The sequence below is a fragment of the Hymenobacter glacieicola genome (assembly GCF_014640315.1).
Lineage (GTDB): Bacteria > Bacteroidota > Bacteroidia > Cytophagales > Hymenobacteraceae > Hymenobacter > Hymenobacter glacieicola.
Map to the genome: position 1 here is coordinate 81,346 of NZ_BMGS01000007.1, position 18,629 is coordinate 99,974.

20 protein-coding genes are annotated in these 18,629 nt (G+C 60.0%); 10 read left to right on the top strand and 10 right to left on the bottom strand.

Going from position 1 to position 18,629, the window contains the following annotated elements:
* Window positions 1–51: 51 nt before the first annotated feature.
* Window positions 52–801, bottom strand: a complete 750-nt coding sequence (locus IEW18_RS13770) for a DUF4241 domain-containing protein (protein ID WP_188558444.1) — start codon at window positions 799–801, stop codon at window positions 52–54.
* Between the two features lie 60 nt (window positions 802–861).
* Complete coding sequence (locus tag IEW18_RS13775) at window positions 862–1,221, bottom strand: MerR family transcriptional regulator (RefSeq protein ID WP_188558445.1); 360 nt, start codon at window positions 1,219–1,221, stop codon at window positions 862–864.
* A 222-nt stretch (window positions 1,222–1,443) separates the two neighbouring features.
* Between IEW18_RS13775 and alaS the strand changes: the two genes are divergently transcribed.
* The 4 genes from alaS to IEW18_RS13795 all read left to right on the top strand — a co-directional run bounded on the left by alaS (window position 1,444) and on the right by IEW18_RS13795 (window position 6,822).
* A complete protein-coding gene (gene alaS, locus IEW18_RS13780; protein WP_188558446.1) occupies window positions 1,444–4,128 on the top strand; it encodes an alanine--tRNA ligase in 2,685 nt (894 codons plus the stop codon).
* Between the two features lie 126 nt (window positions 4,129–4,254).
* On the top strand, window positions 4,255–5,004 hold the full coding sequence (locus IEW18_RS13785) for an energy transducer TonB (RefSeq protein WP_188558447.1): 750 nt from the start codon (window positions 4,255–4,257) through the stop codon (window positions 5,002–5,004).
* An 87-nt stretch (window positions 5,005–5,091) separates the two neighbouring features.
* The gene (locus IEW18_RS13790; RefSeq protein ID WP_188558448.1) at window positions 5,092–5,829 is read left to right on the top strand and encodes an energy transducer TonB; all 738 of its coding nucleotides are present in this window, start codon (window positions 5,092–5,094) and stop codon (window positions 5,827–5,829) included.
* A gap of 24 nt (window positions 5,830–5,853) precedes the next feature.
* Window positions 5,854–6,822, top strand: coding sequence for an LIC11966 family surface protein (locus tag IEW18_RS13795; RefSeq protein ID WP_188558449.1), 969 nt, complete (start codon window positions 5,854–5,856; stop codon window positions 6,820–6,822).
* A 251-nt stretch (window positions 6,823–7,073) separates the two neighbouring features.
* Here the strand turns inward: IEW18_RS13795 and IEW18_RS13800 are convergent, their stop codons facing one another.
* Together IEW18_RS13800 and IEW18_RS21875 are read right to left on the bottom strand one after the other, a co-directional pair.
* Entirely contained in the window at window positions 7,074–7,595 is a 522-nt protein-coding gene (locus IEW18_RS13800) for a hypothetical protein (protein WP_188558450.1), read from the bottom strand.
* Between the two features lie 21 nt (window positions 7,596–7,616).
* Entirely contained in the window at window positions 7,617–7,751 is a 135-nt protein-coding gene (locus IEW18_RS21875) for a hypothetical protein (protein ID WP_262891894.1), read from the bottom strand.
* Between the two features lie 211 nt (window positions 7,752–7,962).
* On the opposite strand from IEW18_RS21875, the gene gatB reads away from it, so the two are divergent.
* The 3 genes from gatB (at window position 7,963) to IEW18_RS13815 (ending at window position 11,351) form a co-directional block, all read left to right on the top strand.
* Entirely contained in the window at window positions 7,963–9,420 is a 1,458-nt protein-coding gene (gene gatB / locus IEW18_RS13805; protein WP_188558451.1) for an Asp-tRNA(Asn)/Glu-tRNA(Gln) amidotransferase subunit GatB, read from the top strand.
* Between the two features lie 144 nt (window positions 9,421–9,564).
* Window positions 9,565–10,041, top strand: coding sequence for a peroxiredoxin family protein (locus IEW18_RS13810; RefSeq protein WP_229728747.1), 477 nt, complete (start codon window positions 9,565–9,567; stop codon window positions 10,039–10,041).
* Between the two features lie 170 nt (window positions 10,042–10,211).
* Window positions 10,212–11,351 (top strand): TlpA disulfide reductase family protein, encoded by a 1,140-nt coding sequence (locus tag IEW18_RS13815; protein ID WP_188558453.1) that lies wholly within the window; start codon window positions 10,212–10,214, stop codon window positions 11,349–11,351.
* Window positions 11,352–11,466: 115 nt separating this feature from the next.
* Here IEW18_RS13815 and IEW18_RS13820 read toward each other — a convergent pair whose 3' ends face one another.
* The 3 genes from IEW18_RS13820 to IEW18_RS13830 form a co-directional block, all read right to left on the bottom strand.
* Window positions 11,467–12,381, bottom strand: coding sequence for a hypothetical protein (locus IEW18_RS13820; RefSeq protein ID WP_188558454.1), 915 nt, complete (start codon window positions 12,379–12,381; stop codon window positions 11,467–11,469).
* 71 nt (window positions 12,382–12,452) lie between these two features.
* Window positions 12,453–12,974 (bottom strand): acyl-CoA thioesterase, encoded by a 522-nt coding sequence (locus tag IEW18_RS13825; RefSeq protein WP_188558455.1) that lies wholly within the window; start codon window positions 12,972–12,974, stop codon window positions 12,453–12,455.
* A gap of 143 nt (window positions 12,975–13,117) precedes the next feature.
* On the bottom strand, window positions 13,118–13,771 hold the full coding sequence (locus IEW18_RS13830; RefSeq protein ID WP_188558456.1) for a protein-L-isoaspartate(D-aspartate) O-methyltransferase: 654 nt from the start codon (window positions 13,769–13,771) through the stop codon (window positions 13,118–13,120).
* A gap of 220 nt (window positions 13,772–13,991) precedes the next feature.
* On the opposite strand from IEW18_RS13830, the gene IEW18_RS13835 reads away from it, so the two are divergent.
* From IEW18_RS13835 to IEW18_RS13845, 3 genes are all read left to right on the top strand, one after another.
* Complete coding sequence (locus IEW18_RS13835; RefSeq protein ID WP_229728748.1) at window positions 13,992–15,407, top strand: sugar transferase; 1,416 nt, start codon at window positions 13,992–13,994, stop codon at window positions 15,405–15,407.
* Window positions 15,408–15,541: 134 nt separating this feature from the next.
* Entirely contained in the window at window positions 15,542–16,132 is a 591-nt protein-coding gene (locus IEW18_RS13840) for a riboflavin synthase (RefSeq protein WP_188558457.1), read from the top strand.
* Between the two features lie 57 nt (window positions 16,133–16,189).
* The gene (locus tag IEW18_RS13845) at window positions 16,190–16,381 is read left to right on the top strand and encodes a hypothetical protein (protein ID WP_188558458.1); all 192 of its coding nucleotides are present in this window, start codon (window positions 16,190–16,192) and stop codon (window positions 16,379–16,381) included.
* A 72-nt stretch (window positions 16,382–16,453) separates the two neighbouring features.
* On the opposite strand, the gene IEW18_RS13850 is transcribed toward IEW18_RS13845, so the two are convergent.
* The 3 genes from IEW18_RS13850 to IEW18_RS13860 all read right to left on the bottom strand — a co-directional run bounded on the left by IEW18_RS13850 (window position 16,454) and on the right by IEW18_RS13860 (window position 18,599).
* On the bottom strand, window positions 16,454–17,053 hold the full coding sequence (locus tag IEW18_RS13850; protein WP_188558459.1) for a phosphatase PAP2 family protein: 600 nt from the start codon (window positions 17,051–17,053) through the stop codon (window positions 16,454–16,456).
* The gene (hemF, locus tag IEW18_RS13855) at window positions 17,050–18,006 is read right to left on the bottom strand and encodes an oxygen-dependent coproporphyrinogen oxidase (protein WP_188558460.1); all 957 of its coding nucleotides are present in this window, start codon (window positions 18,004–18,006) and stop codon (window positions 17,050–17,052) included. The genes IEW18_RS13850 and hemF overlap by 4 nt, the downstream gene beginning before the upstream one ends.
* A 149-nt stretch (window positions 18,007–18,155) precedes the next feature.
* On the bottom strand, window positions 18,156–18,599 hold the full coding sequence (locus IEW18_RS13860; RefSeq protein ID WP_188558461.1) for a DUF4279 domain-containing protein: 444 nt from the start codon (window positions 18,597–18,599) through the stop codon (window positions 18,156–18,158).
* Window positions 18,600–18,629: the final 30 nt, after the last annotated feature.

Consider the following 18,629-nt stretch of genomic DNA (forward strand, 5'->3'; position numbering starts at 1 on the left):
AGATAGGCAGGAAGGTCGGGTTGAGCAGTTGATGAGTGCCTGTGTTGGCTTTTATCGCCAAGGAATGACTTGAAAATCTGTAAGCAACCGGCACGGGCGGTTTTGGGAGTCAAAGCCCACGTATGTAGCGTAGGAACCATCGCCCCAGCCCGTTGCAAAGGTGGCCAGAGTATCACTTTGCGCCGCGTATAAGAACCCCGTTCTATATGATTTACTATCGGCGTTCACCTCAAAACTCTTGATGAACAACTGCTCATAAGCTGCCTGGCTATCTAAATGGTTGTTGAGCCCCGCAACGTGTTCAGCATCAATAAATAGTGCTGTGCCAGCATCTACAGAATAGCCATAATAAGTAGAGTCGTGTATAGACAAAGGCTTTTGACCCGCAATAAGGGCCATTTCCCATTTTGCTACGGGCTTAGCCGAGAATAGAATGCGCGCAAAGGCTACTCGCTCATCCCCATTAAATCGAGCAATAGCCAACTCCACCGGAAAGCGTCCACGGGGAAACTCGGTTGTAAAAGCCGTAGTGCGCATTGACACCGGATCAGTAGCAAGGATGCGGCCGGAAGAAACTGGCAGGTTGCCCAAGAACTCAGGTGTTAGGGCAATTGTAACACCGTCTCTTTGGACTATAGCATCAGGAAAAAAGCTCGTTTCAAACACGGATGGCTCGACCGTAACTTGATAAGGCAAGAGTTGTATAGCTCTTTTACCAGGTTCGATTATACCACTTGGTTTAGAAGCACAAAAGCTGGTAGCCAAGCTTGCTACAGCCATCAGTACATAAAAAGTGCGCATTATAACTATAGCCTAAATGGATACTGAGGAAGAATAATGTTTTCGGCGGCTGCATAATGACTAGCCCTGCGCCTTGCCAATGGCGTCTAGCTCCTTTTTCATGGTGACCATGAACTTGCGGATTTTCTCCAGGCTCTGAATCACGTCGATTTTCTCCTTGAGCTGGGGGCCCTTCTGCTTGAGCATGTCGCGGGCGCCGGGAATGGTGTAGCCGCGCTCCTTGACCAGGTGGTAGATGGTGCGGAAAATATCAATATCCTGGGGCGTGTAGAGGCGGTTGCCCTTCTTGCTTTTGCGGGGGCGCAACTCCTCAAACTCGGTTTCCCAGAAACGAATCAGCGAGGGGGCCACGTTGAACTGGGCCGCTACCTCCCCAATGGTGAAGTACTGCTTTTCGATGTCGCGCTCTTTGTATGGCATGGGAAGGGGAACTCAGCGGTGAGATAAGAAGGGGAGAAAGGGGACGGAAAAACGGCGCTGGAAAGCCTGGCTTTCATTTCGGGTTTCTCACTTCTGTAAAGAGGGCTAACTTTGCCCGCTACGGCTTGTCATCCGAAGCCGAAAAGTAGCCAAAATACCGGCCGCTGCCAATTTCAACGAACCTCACGAGTGCCAACGCGCCGTTGGCGTACTATCTGCCTTATGTCACTCCCCACCGCCAGCCACGTCCGCCAGCAGTTCCTGGATTTCTTTGCTTCCAAAGGCCACCACATCGTGCCCTCGGCCCCCATTGTGGTGAAGGACGACCCCACGCTGCTGTTCATCAACTCGGGCATGGCCCCGTTCAAGGACTATTTTCTGGGCAACAAGCCCGCCCCCTTCAAGCGCATTGCCGACACCCAGAAGTGCCTGCGCGTATCGGGCAAGCACAACGACCTGGAAGAGGTAGGCTACGACACCTACCACCACACCATGTTTGAGATGCTGGGTAACTGGTCATTCGGCGACTATTTCAAGAAGGACGCCATTGCCTGGGCCTGGGAGCTGCTCACGCAGGTGTACAAGCTGCCCCAGGACCGCCTCTACGTCACGTATTTCGAGGGGGACCAGGGCGACGGGCTGGGCGCGGACACCGAGACCCAGGCGCTGTGGCGCCAGTACACCACCGACGACCGGATTCTGCCCGGCAACAAGAAGGATAACTTCTGGGAAATGGGCGATACGGGCCCCTGCGGCCCCTGCACCGAAATCCACATCGACCTGCGCGACGAGGCGGAGGTAGCCCAGAAATCGGGCCGGGAGCTGGTCAACGCCGACCACCCGCAGGTGGTAGAAGTGTGGAACAACGTGTTCATGGAGTTTCAGCGCCTGGCCGATAAGAGCCTGGTGAAGCTGCCCGCCCAGCACGTAGATACCGGCATGGGCTTCGAGCGCCTGATGATGGCCGTCTCGGGCGTGAAGTCGAACTACGACACCGACGTATTCCAGCCGCTTATCCAGTTCATTGCCCAGGAGGTAGGCCTGCAGTACCACGGCACGGCCCCGGCCACCGTGAACGACCAGCCGGCCACCGAAAACGAGAAAACGGACATTGCCATCCGGGTTATTGCCGACCATATTCGGACCATCAGCTTTACCATTGCCGACGGCCAGCTGCCCTCGAACGTGAAGGCCGGCTACGTGATTCGCCGCATCCTGCGCCGGGCCGTGCGCTACGCCTTTTCCAGCCTGAACCAGAAGCAGCCCTTCCTCTACAAGCTGGTGCCCGTGCTGGCCGACCAGATGGCCAGCATCTTCCCCGAGCTGAAGGCCCAGCAGCCGTTTGTGCAGCGCGTCATTGAGGAGGAGGAAATTGCCTTCCTTAAGACTCTGGAAAACGGCCTGCGCCGCCTCGAAACCCTGGAGGAAGGCTTCCGCCAGAACGGCAGCCGCATTGATGGCAAAACGGCTTTCGAACTGTCCGATACCTTCGGCTTCCCCCTGGACCTGACTGCCCTCATTGCCCGCGAAAAAGGGCTGACGGTGGATGAGGAAGGCTTCAAGAAAGAGCTGGAGGCCCAGAAAAACCGCTCCCGCAACGCCCAGGAGGCCGAGCAGAGCGACTGGACCATTGTGACGGAATCCGAAGAGCAGCCCGCCTTCGTGGGCTACGACCAGGAGCAGGCCCCGGCCCGCATCCTGCGTTACCGCCGCACCGACCGCAAAGGCAAAATCGAGTACCAGGTGGTACTGGACCAGACCCCGTTCTACGCCGAGTCGGGCGGGCAGATTGGCGACACCGGCTACCTGGAGTCGGCCCTGAGCAAGGTGCGCGTGCTGGACACCAAGAAGGAAAACGACCTGATTGTGCACACCGTGCTAGACCTGCCCCAGGACCTGGACGCCGAGTTTACGGCCCGTTACGACCACGCCCGCCGCGCCCAGATTCAGCGCAACCACACGGCTACGCACTTGCTGCAAGCCGCGTTGCGCGAGGTAGTGGGCACGCACGTGGCGCAGAAAGGCTCCCTGGTAAACGAGAAGCTGCTGCGCTTTGACTTCAGCCACTTTACCAAGGTAACCGACGACCAGTTGCGCCAGGTAGAAACCCTGGTAAACGCCCGCATCCGTCAGCAGATTCCGCTGGATGAGCGCCGCAACGTGCCCATTGAGGAGGCCAAAAACCTGGGTGCTACCGCTCTGTTCGGGGAAAAGTACGGGGAGTTCGTGCGCGTCATCACCTTTGACCGGGACTTCTCGGTGGAGCTCTGCGGCGGCACCCACGTGCGCACCACCGGCGACATTGGCTTCTTTAAAATCACCTCGGAAAGCGCCGTCGGGGCCGGCGTGCGCCGCATTGAGGCCGTAACCGCCGAGGCCGCCGAAGCCTTCGTCAATCAGCAGCTCGACTTGCTCCAGCAGGTGCGCGAGGCCCTGGGCAACCCCCAGCACCTCATCCCCAGCATCGAAAAGCAGACCGAGGAAATTGCCGGTCTGCGCAAGCAAATCGAGCAGTTTGCCCAACAGAGCCTCAACCAGCAGAAAGACCAACTGGTGGGCCAGGTGAAGGTGCTGGGCGGCGTGAACTTCCTGGCCGCGCAGGTGCAGGCTACCTCCGCCGACGGCCTCAAAACCCTGGCCTTCAACCTGCGCCAGGCCGTGCCTAACCTGGTAGCCGTGCTCGGCGCCGAAATTGAGGGCAAGCCCCAGCTGGCCGTTATGCTCGACGACGAGCTAGCCAAGGGCGGCAAGCTGAATGCCAGCAACCTGGTGCGCGAGCTGGCCAAGGAAATTCAGGGTGGGGGCGGCGGCCAGCCGTTCTTCGCCACGGCCGGTGGCAAGAACGTGGCTGGTATTTCAGCCGCAATCGGCAAGGCCGAGGAGCTAGTTGGTAAGTTGCTGGCCTAGATTTGTATTTTGAGCGAAAGACGGTATTTTTGACTGTTCATCCGACCAACGACAGCGGGCGTTGTGCGGTAGTGACTTCACTACTGCACAACGCCCGTTTTACTTGTAGTTTTTAATTAGATTTTCGTGAAACGTTTACTTATCGGTTGCGGAAGTAGCCTTATTGCTACCCTCAGCTTGGCACAACAACCTCCTGTTAAATCTACTTTATTCCAAGGCCATCTGGAGGTTGCTGCTTCGCCTGACGAGGCCGTATTTCGGATAGAGCGAACCGAGGAGCCTGGTCATATGCGGCTGGACAGCGTTTTTTACGCTGCGTCTAATAATCTGCTGAGTGTAAGTACTACCATTTGGAAGCCAAACGGCGACACGCTAGTGACTACTTCCCGCTGGCGACCCGATAAAACGCTTATTCAACAAAGCACTAGCCTGGGCCGGCATCGCCAACACGAATCCGTTAGCTACCACGCTACGGGAGTAGTGCGCAGCAAAAAAGTATATGCATTTGGTAAGGAAATAAGCGCCGTTTGTTTCACGGAAACAGGCACGTCAGCAGCCTGTCCGGAGTACCGATACACCGAGAAAATGCCTGTTTATCCAGGCGGTTCACCAGCTTTATTTGCCTATATCGGCAGTTCAATTCGCTATCCTAAGGAGGCCCTGAAGAAGAAAAAGCAAGGGGCAGTTGTGGTGACTTTTGTAGTAGATGAAACCGGCCAAGTGCGGAATGCGCGAATTAAGCACAGCATTTCTGCTGAGCTAGATGCCGAAGCGTTACGGGTGCTGCGTGGTCTGGCGCGCTTCGAGCCGGGCCAGCAAAACGGCGAAACCGTGCCGGTGTTCTATACGGTACCCGTCACGTTTGCCATCCGCTAGGAGCAGTCGGGGGGGAAAACACTTTTTTACACGTTCACAGCTTCCCGGGGAGTTTACCTGGTAGGCGGCTGGCCACGCGCTCTATTTATGAAGTACCTACTCGCGCTAGTATTGCTGGCGCTGTGCTTGCCGACAGCCGCTCAGCAGCCCACCAAAACCTTCTACCTCGGCTACGGATTCCAGGAAGTCTTCGTCAACAACGACGTGGCTTATGTAGTGGACCGCTACAGCACTGGGCCCGGCCGCTGGACCGACAGCGTGTTTACAGTAGCTAATAGCTACTTGCGGGAGGTGGTGCAAACCAGTATCGGGCCCCAAGGGGATACCAGCACCGTTACGACGCGCTGGCAGCCCAACGGCCTGTTGCAGTGGCGGGAGGAACAAGCAGGCAAGCACCTGCACGGTTCCCAACGCTATTACAACGAAGCCGGCCAGCTCCGACACCACCATGTGTACGTTGCCGGTACCTTCAAAAGTGCTGAGTGCAAGACTGCCGGGGGTACGTCGCGGGTATGTCGGGAGGTTGAGACCATTCCGCCCCAGTATCCGGGTGAGACGGAAGGTATCTTGCGTTACCTGGCCGAGCACCTCTACTATCCTGCTGATGCCCTGGCCGGGCGGAAACAAGGGAAGGTGCTGGTGTACTTCGTGGTCGACGAAACCGGGCAAGTGCGGAATGTACACATCAAGGAGCCGATATTTCCCAGCCTAGGGGCGGAAGGCATCCGGGTAGTAAAGGGCTTGTCCGGGTTTGAGGCCGCCCGCAAAGCCGGCCTGCCCATTCCAGTTCGCTACGCCGTTCCCGTCACTTTCTATCTTCATTGATACTCCCACCCTAATCCATATGCTATGCGCGTTTCTACCCTTCTGCTCACCGCCGGCTTTATCACTGGCCTTAGTACCATCACCCAGGCCCAAACCTTCACCGACCCTGGTGCTTACAACAACTTTATTGTGAGCGAGCAGCGGGCCATGCTCAAGAAAAACCTGCGCTACATCAGCAAATCGGCCCACTCCGACAACGAGAAAAAGGTAGATGCCAAGCGTCAGGAGCTGATTAAGCAAACGGAAACGTCCTTGAACAAGATTGGCCGCCTACCCGCCTTTCAGGACGACAAAGGCTTCAAGGACCAAACCACGGACGCTATTCTGGCCCTGCTCAAAATCTATTCCGAAGACTACAAGGCGGTGGATATGCTGGCGGCTACCCGCACGGCCACCGTGGAAAACATGGAGCAGTATTTCCGCCTCCAGGAAATTGCCGAGGCCAAGCTGCAGGTAGTAAACGACTCGGTGGATGCGGCCCAGCACCGCTTTGCCCGCCGCCACGGCATGACCCTGTCGGAAGACCCGGAGGGCAAGCGCCTGGCCGAGTACATGCGGCAGGTGTCGGAGGTGAACAGCTACCAGCACAAGGTCTACCTGGCCCAGTTTCGGATTGAAAAGGCCACGGCCCGCCTCACCGATGCCCTGAGCGCCCAGGACCCGGCCGCTTTCGAGGTAGCTCGCCTGCAGCTGGTGGATGACGCAAAAACGGCCACTACGGAGCTGGCGGCCATTACGCCCTTCCGCGGCAAAGACGCCCGCTACCGCGACGCGGCCCGCAACCTGGTGAAGTTCTACGCCTCGTTTGCCGCCACCCAGGCCGCGCAAATGAAGCCCCTGATGGAGCGCAAAAACCAGCTGACCAAGGCCGAGGCCGAGCAGATGAACGCCCACATCACCCTCTACAACACCCAAAACCAGAAGCTAGCTGCCGCTTACAACCAGGCTGGCAATGCCTTCCAGGCTACCTATATTCCAGTGTTCAATGACTAACGACCGGTAACCTTTTCTAGGAGCCAGCAACAAAAAAGCCTGACCAATGCTGGTCAGGCTTTTTTAGTGAGTACAGATTTCAGCTATTCAACCAGCACGGGGGCAGTAAGCTCCCCGTACTGCACCTGATACCGGCCCGACGGCAGTCCGCGCAGGTCCAGGTGCAGCTCAGTGGCCTGGAGGGGCACTTGAAAGCGGCGTACGGCACAGGTAATCGACGATCTGCCCGGAGCGGGGTTTGCCAGTGGCGGTCAGCAGAAGGGTAGTTCCTTGGTGGGCCAGGTGGGGTAGAGGCCCAGCGGCGCCCGCGCCACCCGCGTATTCGTAACCACCGGGTTCAGGAGGTACACGGCTACGTAGGAGTCGGGCTTGCTGCCGTTGCCGAGTTGCGTGAAGCTGCCGCGGCTGGCGCTGCCGCCGCCGGCCTCCGTGAAAGCCCCGCCCGCGTAGAGCGTAGGGCAGCTGAAGACCAGCGTGTTCACCGGGCCGTTCGTGCCCTGGCCTACGGGGTTCCAAGTAGCGCCATCCCAGCGGGCCACGTTGCTGGCTGCTACGCCGCCTACGCTCCTAAAGTTGCCGGCCACGTATACGCTGCTTCCGCTCACGGCCACCGCGTGAATAAGCTCTTCGGCATTCGGGAACTCAAAGCCATTCAGCCACTTCTCGTCGCCGGCGCCGGTAACACCAGCGGGCCGGAATACCGGCCGGCCGTAGCGAGCGGAGTGCAGGGTAAAGCCAGCCGGGTTAAAGGAGCCCGAAACTCCCTCCCGCACCGAGCCGTCGGCGTTCAGGGCCTAGGCCAGGGAAGGTAGTGCTTGGGTGGAAGGGGTAGCGCCCCGGCTGGCTTGGGGCCGGAAAAGCAGTGCCGCCCACAGCAGGCAGGCGCTTAGGCGAGCAAGCCAGGAAAGTGAACGAGTAAAGTTGAGCATGCAGTAGGGAATAAGGGTGAGAAAGAAGAGAGGGATGCTAAAGCTATTCGGTAGTAGCGAGGCAGCATAATGAGCGGTTGGAATGGGGCCGGTAGCGGTGGAAACCCCAACGGCAGCCGGCCCCAGCGCTACCGGCCCCGGGCAGCGCGTACTTTTTCTCGGGCAGATAGTTTTATCTTGCAGCCCCGGCGGCCAACCCGCCCGACTATCTATGGACGAAGCAATAAAAGCCAAATACCAGCCCGTCATTGGCCTGGAAGTACACGCCCAGCTGCTCACGCGCAGCAAAATGTACTCTTCCGACGAAAACGAGTACGGCGCCCTGCCCAATAACAACCTCAGCGTCATTACCCTGGGCCACCCCGGCACGCTGCCCCGCGTAAACTACACGGCCGTGGAATACGCCATGAAGATGGGGTTGGCTACCAACTGCCACATCCGGCGCGACAACCTGTTTGCCCGCAAAAACTACTTCTACCCCGACCTGCCCAAGGGCTACCAGATTACCCAGGACAAAACCCCGATTTGCACCGGCGGCCACGTAGAAATTCGCCTCTCAGATGGCTTAACCAAGAAAATAGGCATCACCCGCATTCACATGGAGGAAGACGCGGGCAAGAGCATGCACCTGGCTGGCGAGGTAGAAACCCTGGTGGACCTGAACCGCGCCGGCGTGCCCCTGATTGAAATCGTGTCGGAGCCGGACATCCGCACCGCGGAGGAAGCCTACGCCTACCTGGCTGAAATCAAGAAGCTGGTGCAGTACCTGGACATCTGCGACGGCAACATGGAGGAAGGCTCCCTGCGCTGCGACGCCAACATTTCGGTGATGCTGCGCGGCGCTGACCAGTTCGGCACCAAGGTGGAGGTCAAGAACATGAACTCCTTCCGCAACGTGCAGCGAGCTATTGAGTACGAAATCGAGCGGCAGATTGCTCTGGTGGAAGCCGGCGAGGTTATCGACAGTGAAACCCGCGGCTTTGATGCGGCTACCGGCACCACCAACGGGCAGCGCAGCAAGGAAACCATGAACGACTACCGGTACTTCCCGGAGCCCGATTTGCCCCCGGTAATTATTGACGACGAGTGGTTGCACCGCGTGCAGGCCGCCCTGCCGGCCCTGCCCCAGCAGCTCTACGCCCGCTTTACCGGCGAGTTGGGCCTCTCCGACTACGACGCCAACGTACTAACGGCCGAGAAGGAGGTAGCCCTGTTCTTCGACGAGCTGACCCGCCTGACCAGCAACGCCAAAGCCGCCGCCAACTGGGTGACCGGGCCGGTGAAAGCCTACCTCAACGAGCGGGCATTAAGCCTGGAGCAGTTCCCGCTCACGCCCCAGCATTTGGCCGACATTATTCAGCTCATCGACGAAAACAAGGTAGGGCACTCGGTGGCCAGCAAGCAGCTGTTTCCCTACCTGCTGGATAACCCCACGCAAACCGCCGCGGCTGCCGCGCAGGCCCAAGGCCTGTTGCAGCAGTCCGATGCCGGCGCCTTGGAAACCATGATTCAGCAGGTGCTGGATGCCAACCCGGCCAAGGTGGCCGAGTACCGGGCCGGCAAAAAGAGCCTGACCGGCATGTTCATGGGCGAGCTGATGAAGCTTACCGGGGGCAAGGCGGACCCCAAGCTGGCCAACCAACTGCTGCGCCAGAAGCTAGAGGCGTAAGCAACGTCACCAACCCCAAAAAACCACTGGCCCGGCAGCCGGTGGTTTTTTGTTTCAACGCAGCCCATATCTATCGATTTACTACCTCTGATTAGAATCATCAGTATGCTACGTTACGCTGCAGTGGCAATTGCTGCCTTGCTTGTGCTAGATAGTTGTCAGCGGCCGGCCACGACTTTGGCCCCCGGGGCGGCGGCCCCAGCTACGGCCCTTAGCCCGGATATTAACCTTCCCCGGCCCGACGGCACCCCGCTGGCCCTGAGTAGTCTGCGTGGCAAGTACGTGCTGGTTGATTTCTGGGCCTCCTGGTGCGGTCCGTGCCGACTGGAAAGCCCCAACCTGCGTAAAGTTTACGGCCAGTTCCATAGCCGGGGACTGGAAATCTACAGCGTGTCGCTGGACGTCAGCCAGGCGCGCTGGCACCAGGCCATTGCTGCCGACGGGCTAGCCTGGCACCACGTCTCCGACCTGTGGGGCTGGCAGAGTGCGGCGGCCCGGGCCTACGGAGTGCACTCTATTCCGTACTCGGTGCTGCTGGACCCAGAGGGCCGGGTGCTGGCGCGCAACCTGCGGGGCCGGGCCCTAGGGCGGAAAATAGCGCAGTACCTTCCCCTGGATTAGCGCCCGGCCCCGAAGTAGGGGCCGCGCCCGGAACCAAAGCCACAGGTGTGCGTGTAGGAAGGCAGGCAAGCACGGCCGCAATTCCGGGCAAAATTGGCAACTTGCGGTCCGTTTCTACGTCCATTGCCACACGGTGCCACCGCCGGTCTGTTTCCTGAATGATGTCCAAGATGAAAAGCCTGCTTTACCTGGGTGCCCTGCTGGGCATGACCAACGCCTGCAATAAAAACACCCCGCCCACGGCCAGCGCTACCGGTCCCGATGCCAGCAGCTACCAACTCAGCGGGATGCTGCAAAACGCCCCGGCGGGCACGAAAGTGTACCTGGCGGAGCTAGGCGAAACGCAATTTGTGTCGCGGGATACGGCTACGGTGGACGAGAAAGGCCAGTTTCGCTTTACCGGTTCTTTAACCGAGCCGGGCATTTACCAGGTCAAGCTCAACGAGCAGAACCAGGCCCTGCTGGCCCTGGAAAACGGCCGACCGGTGGAGCTAACCGGCGACGCCCAGCAGCTGGGCCAGAGCTACACGGTAAAAGGCTCCCCCGACTCAGAAATGCTCCAGCAGATCAGCCGCAGCATGCAGGCCTCGCGCCAGCAGATGCAACGCCTGGAACAGCGCTACACCCAAGCCGCCCAACAAGGCCGCACCGACTCATTGGCGCTGCTGCAGCAGCGCGCCATGGCTCTGCAAACGCAGGGCTCCGCTGAGTTAGGCCGCTTGGTGCGTCGCAACCCGAATTCCGTGGTGTCGGCCTTCGTGGTTACCAGCGTTATCAACCCCGATGAGAACTTCGCCCTGGCCGACTCAGTGGCCAACGTGCTGAAGAAAAACCGGCCCGACTCGCGCTACACCAAGGCCCTGGTGGCCCGGCTGGAGCCCCTGCGCACAACCGCTGTGGGCGTGCAAGCCCCCGAAATCAGCCTGCCCAGCCCCGAAGGCAAAGACGTGACCCTGAGCAGCTTGCGCGGCAAGTACGTACTCATCGACTTCTGGGCCTCTTGGTGCGGCCCCTGCCGCCAGGAAAATCCCAACGTGGTAAAGGCCTACAATAAGTTCAAAGGCAAGGGCTTCGAAATCTACAGCGTTTCCTTTGACCAGGACCGGGGTAAGTGGCTGAAAGCCATTCAAAACGACAAGCTGACCTGGACGCACGTATCGGATTTAAAGGGTTGGGACAGCGCCGCCGGCCAGACCTACGGCATCAAATCCATCCCCCAGTCCTACCTGCTCGACCCCCAGGGCCGCATTATCGCCAAAAACCTCCGCGGCGAAGCCTTGGACGCTACCCTGGCCTCGGTGCTGAAGTAGTGAGCCGGACGTTGCATGGGTCTTAGCCACCAAAAGGCCCCGTCATGTTAAATGACGGGGCCTTTTGGTGGCGGATAGTCCGTAAGGCTGCCGACGGCGTGGTTTCCTTGCCCGTTTAGCTCAGGAACATGCGCTGCACGGCCTGCCAAAGCTGTTTTTTACGGCCGGCGTCGTACTCCAGCATGCTGATTTCACTGGCGCCTAGGAAGGCCGTGTCGCCGAACAGCAGCACGGGCTCGTAGGGTTGGGTGGTGTATACGGCTACATCGAGCAGGTTTTTGCCAAAAGCCAGAAACTGCTTGGCCGCCAGATGCTGGCGCAGGCTGCACAACGCCACCGGGTAGCTGGGATGCTCCACGTTCACCAGTACCACATCCTCCACAATCAGCCGCAGGGCCTTGAGCAGGTTGTTCAGAAACACGTTACGCGGCACCTTGCGGAACTCCTCCGGGGAGAGGCGCACCAGTACAACCAGCCCGTTGGCGTTGCTGCCCAGCGTAGAAAAGGGAATATGCGCCACCGGCGACTGGGTAGGCGTGGGCTGCACGCGGCCGGCGGGGGCGGCCGTGGCGGCCGGTAATTGCGCCAGCGTCAAGGTGGTTGGCTGGTGGGAGGCCTCCGCCGCGGCAGCCCCAGGAACCGCTACCGGCGCCGGCGCCGGCGGTAACGGGGGCGTAGGTGGCGTAGGTGGTACTAGCGGGGTAGTAGGGGTAGCAGCCCTGCTGGTAGGCACCGGTACATTAAGCGTTGCCAAAGACGGTAGCTTGGCGGGGCTGACTGGCCCGGGTCCGGTTACGGGCGCCGCTACCGGAGCAGCCTTGGCCGCTGCTGGCACTGCTGGTACTGCGGGAGCTGGCACGGGCACATCAGCAGCAATGGCCCCTGAAGCAGCGGCGTTAGTGCCCGCTGTGGCCCCAGCAGCGCGAGCCACCGGCGGTAGCGCCGCGCTGAGGCCGGGTTCCGCTACCACGTAGAGCGGGGCGTCGGTATAGAAGTTCTGGAAGAAAGCGAGGGTAGCGGCGGTGTCCATCGGCAGACGAAAAAAAGAGGGTGGGCAACGGAAGGCTTGTGAGGTGCCGGTGTGCTGCCCGTACAGCACGTTTACTGCAAGTCAAACAGAGCTTTCAGCTCCGCGGCCTCGTGCGGGCTCATGCGCCCCCCGAGCACCAGCCGAAGCTGGCGGCGGCGTAATGCCCCGTCGTAGAGCGCAATTTCCTCATCCGTTTCGGCTACGGCTTCCGGTACGTCAATCGGCCGGCCCGACTGGTCTACCGCCACGAAGGTGAAGAAGGCCTCGTTGGACTTAATTTTCGTGCCGCTGGGAATGTCCTCGGCCCACACGTTGATATGCACTTCCATGCTGGAGCTGAAGGAACGAGTCACCTGCGCCTCCAACGTTACCACGTTGCCCAGCCTGATGCTTTCCCGGAAGGAAACATTATCGACGGAAGCCGTAACGACAATGCGGTTGGAGTGGCGTTGGGCCGAAATGGCAGCGGCCACGTCCATCAAGTGCATCATGCGGCCTCCCATCAGGTTGTGAAGCGTGTTGGTATCATTGGGCAGCACGAGTTCGGTCATCCGAACGAACGAGTCTTTGACGGGCTTTTGTTTGCGCAGCATGCAGAAGAGACTTCAGAAATAAACTGCCGCAAAGATACACGCCCTCCTCAATGCCTTCACTCCCGGCGGCAGCTTTCCTCGCCAGGGTGTAAGGTAGCCCTCTGCAAGAGCTGGCGCGGAATGACTTATCGGCTCGCCGGCGCTTACTTACCCCAGCCGGCCTGGCCCAGCAGGGGCACGAAGCGAAACTCCTCCAGCACCTGCCGGGAAAACTCCTCTTCACTTTCCCGCACCACGCGCATCATGCGCTGGGTTTGCTCGTCGCCCACGGGAATGACCAGGGCCCCGCCCACGCGCAGCTGCCGCAGCAGGGGGCGCGGCAGGGTAGGCGAGCCGGCCGTCACCAGAATTTTGTCGAAGGGCGCGTGCTGGGGCAGGCCCAGGGAGCCGTCGCCGCAGAACAGGTGGGCCGGCCGGTGCAGGGTGGCCAGGCGGCGGGCCGTGCGCTCAAACAGTACCTGGTTGTACTCAATGCTGAACACGTGCGGGGTTAGCTCCAGCAGCACGCAGCACTGGTAGCCCGAGCCCGTCCCGATTTCCAGCACTCGCTCGCCCGGGCGCACCTGCAGCAGCTCCGTCTGGTAAGCTACCGTGTAGGGCTGGGAAATCGTCTGGCCTTCGCCAATGGGAAAGGCCTTGTCCTGGTAGGCGTGGGGCTCGAAGGCCGTTTCAAAAAACAAGTGGCGCGGCACCGTGCCCACGGCCTGCAGCACCCGTTCGTCGCGGATGCCTTTGCGGCGCAGTTCCTCCACCAGGGCGCGGCGCATTCCACGGTGGCGGTAGGTATCAGCGGGCATAGGAAGGAGGGCGAAAACGACCGGAAGGCAGGGCGCGAGAGAAACCAGCAGGGGCGGAGCCGCCGGACTACCCTCGCAGATTGCGGGTAATTCCTACCTTTGCGCGCCTCCGGAAAGCTGGGCAGCCTGGGCTGGCTGCGTGGAAGTGGAACGCGAAATTACGGCATTAGACCCATAAAATTACCCCGTTTGCCGGCCCGCCCGGTTAGTTTCCGCACTCTTGATTCGTACTCTCCAAAAACTGAAGCTGATAGCCGCCGACTTTGGGGCCGCTCTGCTGGCGTGGATGTGCTTTTTCCTGCTGCGCAAGTATCTGCTTCAGGAAATCAGCGTCGGCTACCGCTTCGCCGCCGATGCGCCCTTCCTGGCGGGCTCAGCCCTGATGATAGCCGCCTTCTGGACCGGGCTGTACGCGCTGATGGGGGAGTACAACGATATTTTCCGCAAGTCCCGCCTGGCCGAGCTGATCCGGCTGGTGCAGGTATCCGTGCTGGGAGCCATCCTGATTTTCTTCGTGCTGCTGCTCGACGACCAGGGCGTGCAGAACTACCGCAGCTACTACAAAACAATTTCGGCCTACTTCCTGCTGCACTTTACCCTGACGGCGGTGCTGCGCCTGTGGGCCATTAGCAGCGTGCAGCGGCTGGTGCGCGGGGGCGTCATTACGTTTAATACGCTGCTGGTAGGCTCCGGCGCCCTGGCCCGCGACACCTTTCACGAGCTGCAGCGGACGGGCCGGCACCTGGGCCTGCGGCTGGTGGGGTTCACGCCCCTGGGCGACGTGGTGGATACCACGCTGGCCGCGGAGCTCACGGCCTACAATTCGTACCGCCGCCTGCCTGCCCTGGTCCGGACCCTGCAGATAGAGCAGGTTATCATTGCCATCGAGCCCTCGGAGCACCGCGTAATTGAGGAGATTCTGACCCTGCTCGAAGGCCTGCCCACCCGCATCAGCATTCTGCCCGACTTGTACCAGATGCTGCTGGGCTCGGTGAAAGTCAGCCACGTGTTCGGGACTCCGCTCATCGAAATCAAGCAGGACTTGCTGCCGCCCTGGCAGCGCGTGGTCAAGCGCCTACTTGACGTGGTGATGTCCGTGCTGTTTCTGCTGCTGGCCTGGCCCGGCTACGCTTTCACGGCCGTGATGGTGAAGCTGTCCTCCCCGGGGCCGGTGTTTTACTCCCAGGAGCGCATTGGCCGGCACGGGCAGCCGTTTCGCATCTATAAATTCCGCTCCATGTACGTGGATGCCGAGAAAGCCGGCCCGGCCCTGAGCTCCGACCACGACCCGCGTATTACGCCCTGGGGGCGCTTTATGCGCAAGATGCGGGTGGACGAGCTGCCCCAGTTCTGGAACGTCATCCGGGGCGACATGAGCATTGTGGGGCCCCGCCCGGAGCGGCAGTTCTTCATCGACCAAATCATGCAAGTAGCGCCCCACTACCGCCATTTGCACCGGGTGCGGCCCGGCCTTACCAGCCTGGGCCAGGTCAAGTACGGCTACGCCGAAACGGTAGCGCAAATGGTGGAGCGGCTCAAGTTTGACATTCTCTACATCGAGAACATGAGCCTGGCCATGGACTTCCGGGTCCTGCTCTACACCCTCAAAATCATCATCGAGGGGCGGGGGAAGTAATAGGTACTGTGCGGGATGGGGAATTGCGGAGAATGTGTTGCTGTATTGTAGCCTTGCCCAATCTTAACCGCCCGTTTTAGGTTACACAGTCCAACGCATTGCTCACATCTACCACATTCATCACCTTACAACCTGTGTTCACCGGCATCATCGAAACCCTGGGCACCATTCGGGCCGTGCGGCGCGAAGGCTCTAATATTCATTTTACTGTGGCTTCGGGCTTTGCTGCGGAGCTGAAAATCGACCAGAGCGTGGCCCACGACGGCGTCTGCCTGACGGTAGTGGCCGTGGACGCGGCCGCGGGCACCCACGTCGTAACGGCCATTGACGAAACCCTGCAGAAAACCAACCTCAGCCAGTGGGCGCCCGGCAAGCGCGTCAACCTGGAGCGCTGCCTCTCGGCCAACGGCCGCTTCGACGGCCACATTGTGCAGGGCCACGTAGACCTCACGGCCGAGTGCGAGGCCGTGGAGGACCAGAATGGCTCCTGGCTGTACCGTTTCCGCCACGAGCCTGGCCCGGGCCGGGTAACGGTGGAAAAGGGCTCCATCTGCATCAACGGCACCAGCCTCACCTGCTTTAACAGCACCGACGACGGCTTCAGCGTGGCCATCATTCCCTACACCTACGAGCACACCACCTTTCAGGACCTGCGCCCCGGCCACCGGGTAAACCTGGAGTTTGATATTGTGGGCAAGTACGTGGCCAAATTGCTGGGCAAATAGCACCCAAACCCCTGACTGCGCAGCGCGTATGAAGGCAGGTACCTACTTCCCGCAATCATGTCAAAACGCGAATTAATCGAGCCCCACGAGGGCGACAAGCGCTACGTCCGCCGCGACGACGACGGCAAGTTCACTGAGTCGGACGATTTAAACCGTTCCCTTTCCCAGGACGCTAAGCAAGACGCCAAAAAAACCAGCAAGCCCGGCCAGGGCGACCAGGGTGACGGCCACACCGGCAAGGACAAGTAAGCTGGTAATAAAAGTAGCTGCGTCAACAGCACCAGGCCGCTGGACTAACTAGTCCAGCGGCCTGGTGCTGTTTTAATGTACCCGCACCCGGTCGGGGGGTAGGGCCGCGGGCCACCACCGGGGCGCCAGGTGCTGGTAGGCGCGGGCGCAGCCCCAAGCGGTAAGCGAGCCGAGCAGGGCCCCCGCTGCTACATCGGAGGGGTAGTGGGCGCCCAGGTACATGCGGCTGTAGCTTACTACTGCGGCCCAGAGCACGAGCAGTACCTTGACGGCCCGGTAGCGGGTAGGGAGCAGCAGGCCCAGAAAAACGGCCAGGGCAAAGGCATTGGCCGCGTGCGAAGACAGAAAACCAAACTGGCCACCGCACCCGTTCACCAGGTTCAGTGTGGCCGAGAGGGCGGAGTCATGGCAGGGGCGCAGGCGGGCGAAGTAGGGCTTGAACAGGCGGCTGGAGATGATGTCGGCCAGGGCCACGCTCAACCCCAGCAGGGGCAGCAGCAGCAGGGCGCGGCGCTGATACAAGTAGCTCAGCACTACTATCAATACGAAGTAGGCCGGAAACCACACCAGGCGTTCCGAAAAGAAAATCATCCACGCGTCCAGCGTGGGTGTGTGGTGGGAGTTGGCGCCCAGCAGCAGCCAACGGTCCAGGGCTTGCAGGTGTTCAATCAAGCGGTAGCGGATGAATCAGACAGCCAGTTGACGCCCTGGCGCAGCCACTGTTGGGTATGGGCTTCGGGCGAGCCGGGCTCGGGTTGGAGGTTGTAGTGCCACTCGCACTGGGGTGGCAGACTCATCAGGATGCTCTCGGTGCGGCCCCCGGTTTCCAGCCCGAAGCGCGTGCCCCGGTCGATGGCCAGGTTAAACTCGGCGTAGCGGCCCCGGCGTACCAGCTGCCACTGCTTCTGGGCTTCGGTGTAGGCCAACTCGGCGTTGCGGCGCAGCAACTCCACGTAGGTGCGGCCGTACACCTCGCCCACGCTGCGCACGAAGGCAAACAGGGCCTCGGCTTCGCCTTCCTTGCCCACCGTGAGCCGGTCGAAGAAGATGCCCCCGATGCCGCGGGTTTCCTGGCGGTGCGGGATAAAGAAGTATTCGTCGGCCCACTGCTTGAAGCGGGGGTAGTAGCTGGGGTGGTGCTGCTGGCAGACCTGGGCAATCTGCTGGTGAAACCAGCGGGCCTGCTCCTCGTCCACGTAAATCGGGGTCAAATCCAGCCCGCCCCCAAACCAGGCTTCTCCGCTGGCGGCTTCAAAATAGCGCACGTTCATGTGCGAGATGGGCACGCGCGGGCTGCGCGGGTGCTGCACCACCGACACGCCGGTGGCAAAGTAGCTGGGGTCGGGCATGAGCAGCACGCGGGCGGCCTGCTCGCTCATGGTGCCTTCCACGGCCGAAAAATTCACCCCGCCCTTCTCGATAATATTGCCCTCCGTCAGGATGCGGGAGCGGCCCCCGCCGCCGCTGTGGTGCTGCCAGGCATCTTCCCGGAACCGGCCCCGGCCATCGGCCGCTTCCAGCTGCTGGCACAGCCAGTCCTGAAACTGGCGCATCCACTGCTCCACCGTGTCGCGGAAGCGGGGCTGGGGCGTGGGGGTAGGGAAAGCGGAAGGGAAGGTGTGCATGCCAAGAAAACTAACGCAAAGCGGCCAGCCCGAAACCAGTCGGAAATACCAGGCCGGGCCGCTGCAATTTTTGAGCCGCAAAGGTAGGGGTTATGCCGCGTTCGGAAAGCTGGCATTCTAGAAGGATACTGGGAAAGAGAGAAGACAAGTTACCCTCTAAGCTTGGATGGTTGCTTCGAAAAACAATATATGTCTACATCAAATTCAGCCCGCAACAAATGCAGCAGGTCGCGGTGGCGACTTTCTAAATGGACGCTGGGAATACTTTCTCCATTGCGGAAATAGACATGCACTGCGCATTTAATTTCGCAGGTATATCGGTGACAAAGAGAAATAAAAGCTTCCTGCCGGGCCTTCACTATTGCTAGTAACGTATCCATCTGTTCCTCAAAGTCAGGTAATAGTTTTTGGTCAGCGTAGGCGTGGATTAGCCATCGATTTATAGGGGACTTGATAGCGAAATTAGAACTAACTTTTTCTCCTTTTCGATAAACTTTGCTCGGTTGCATACCCAAAATAGCGCTGAGTTCTTCAAGTGAAATATCATCGAAGTCACGAATCTCCAAGCTTACTTCTACATGATTATTTCTCATATGCATCAAAGGGAACACAGTTGGTAGGAT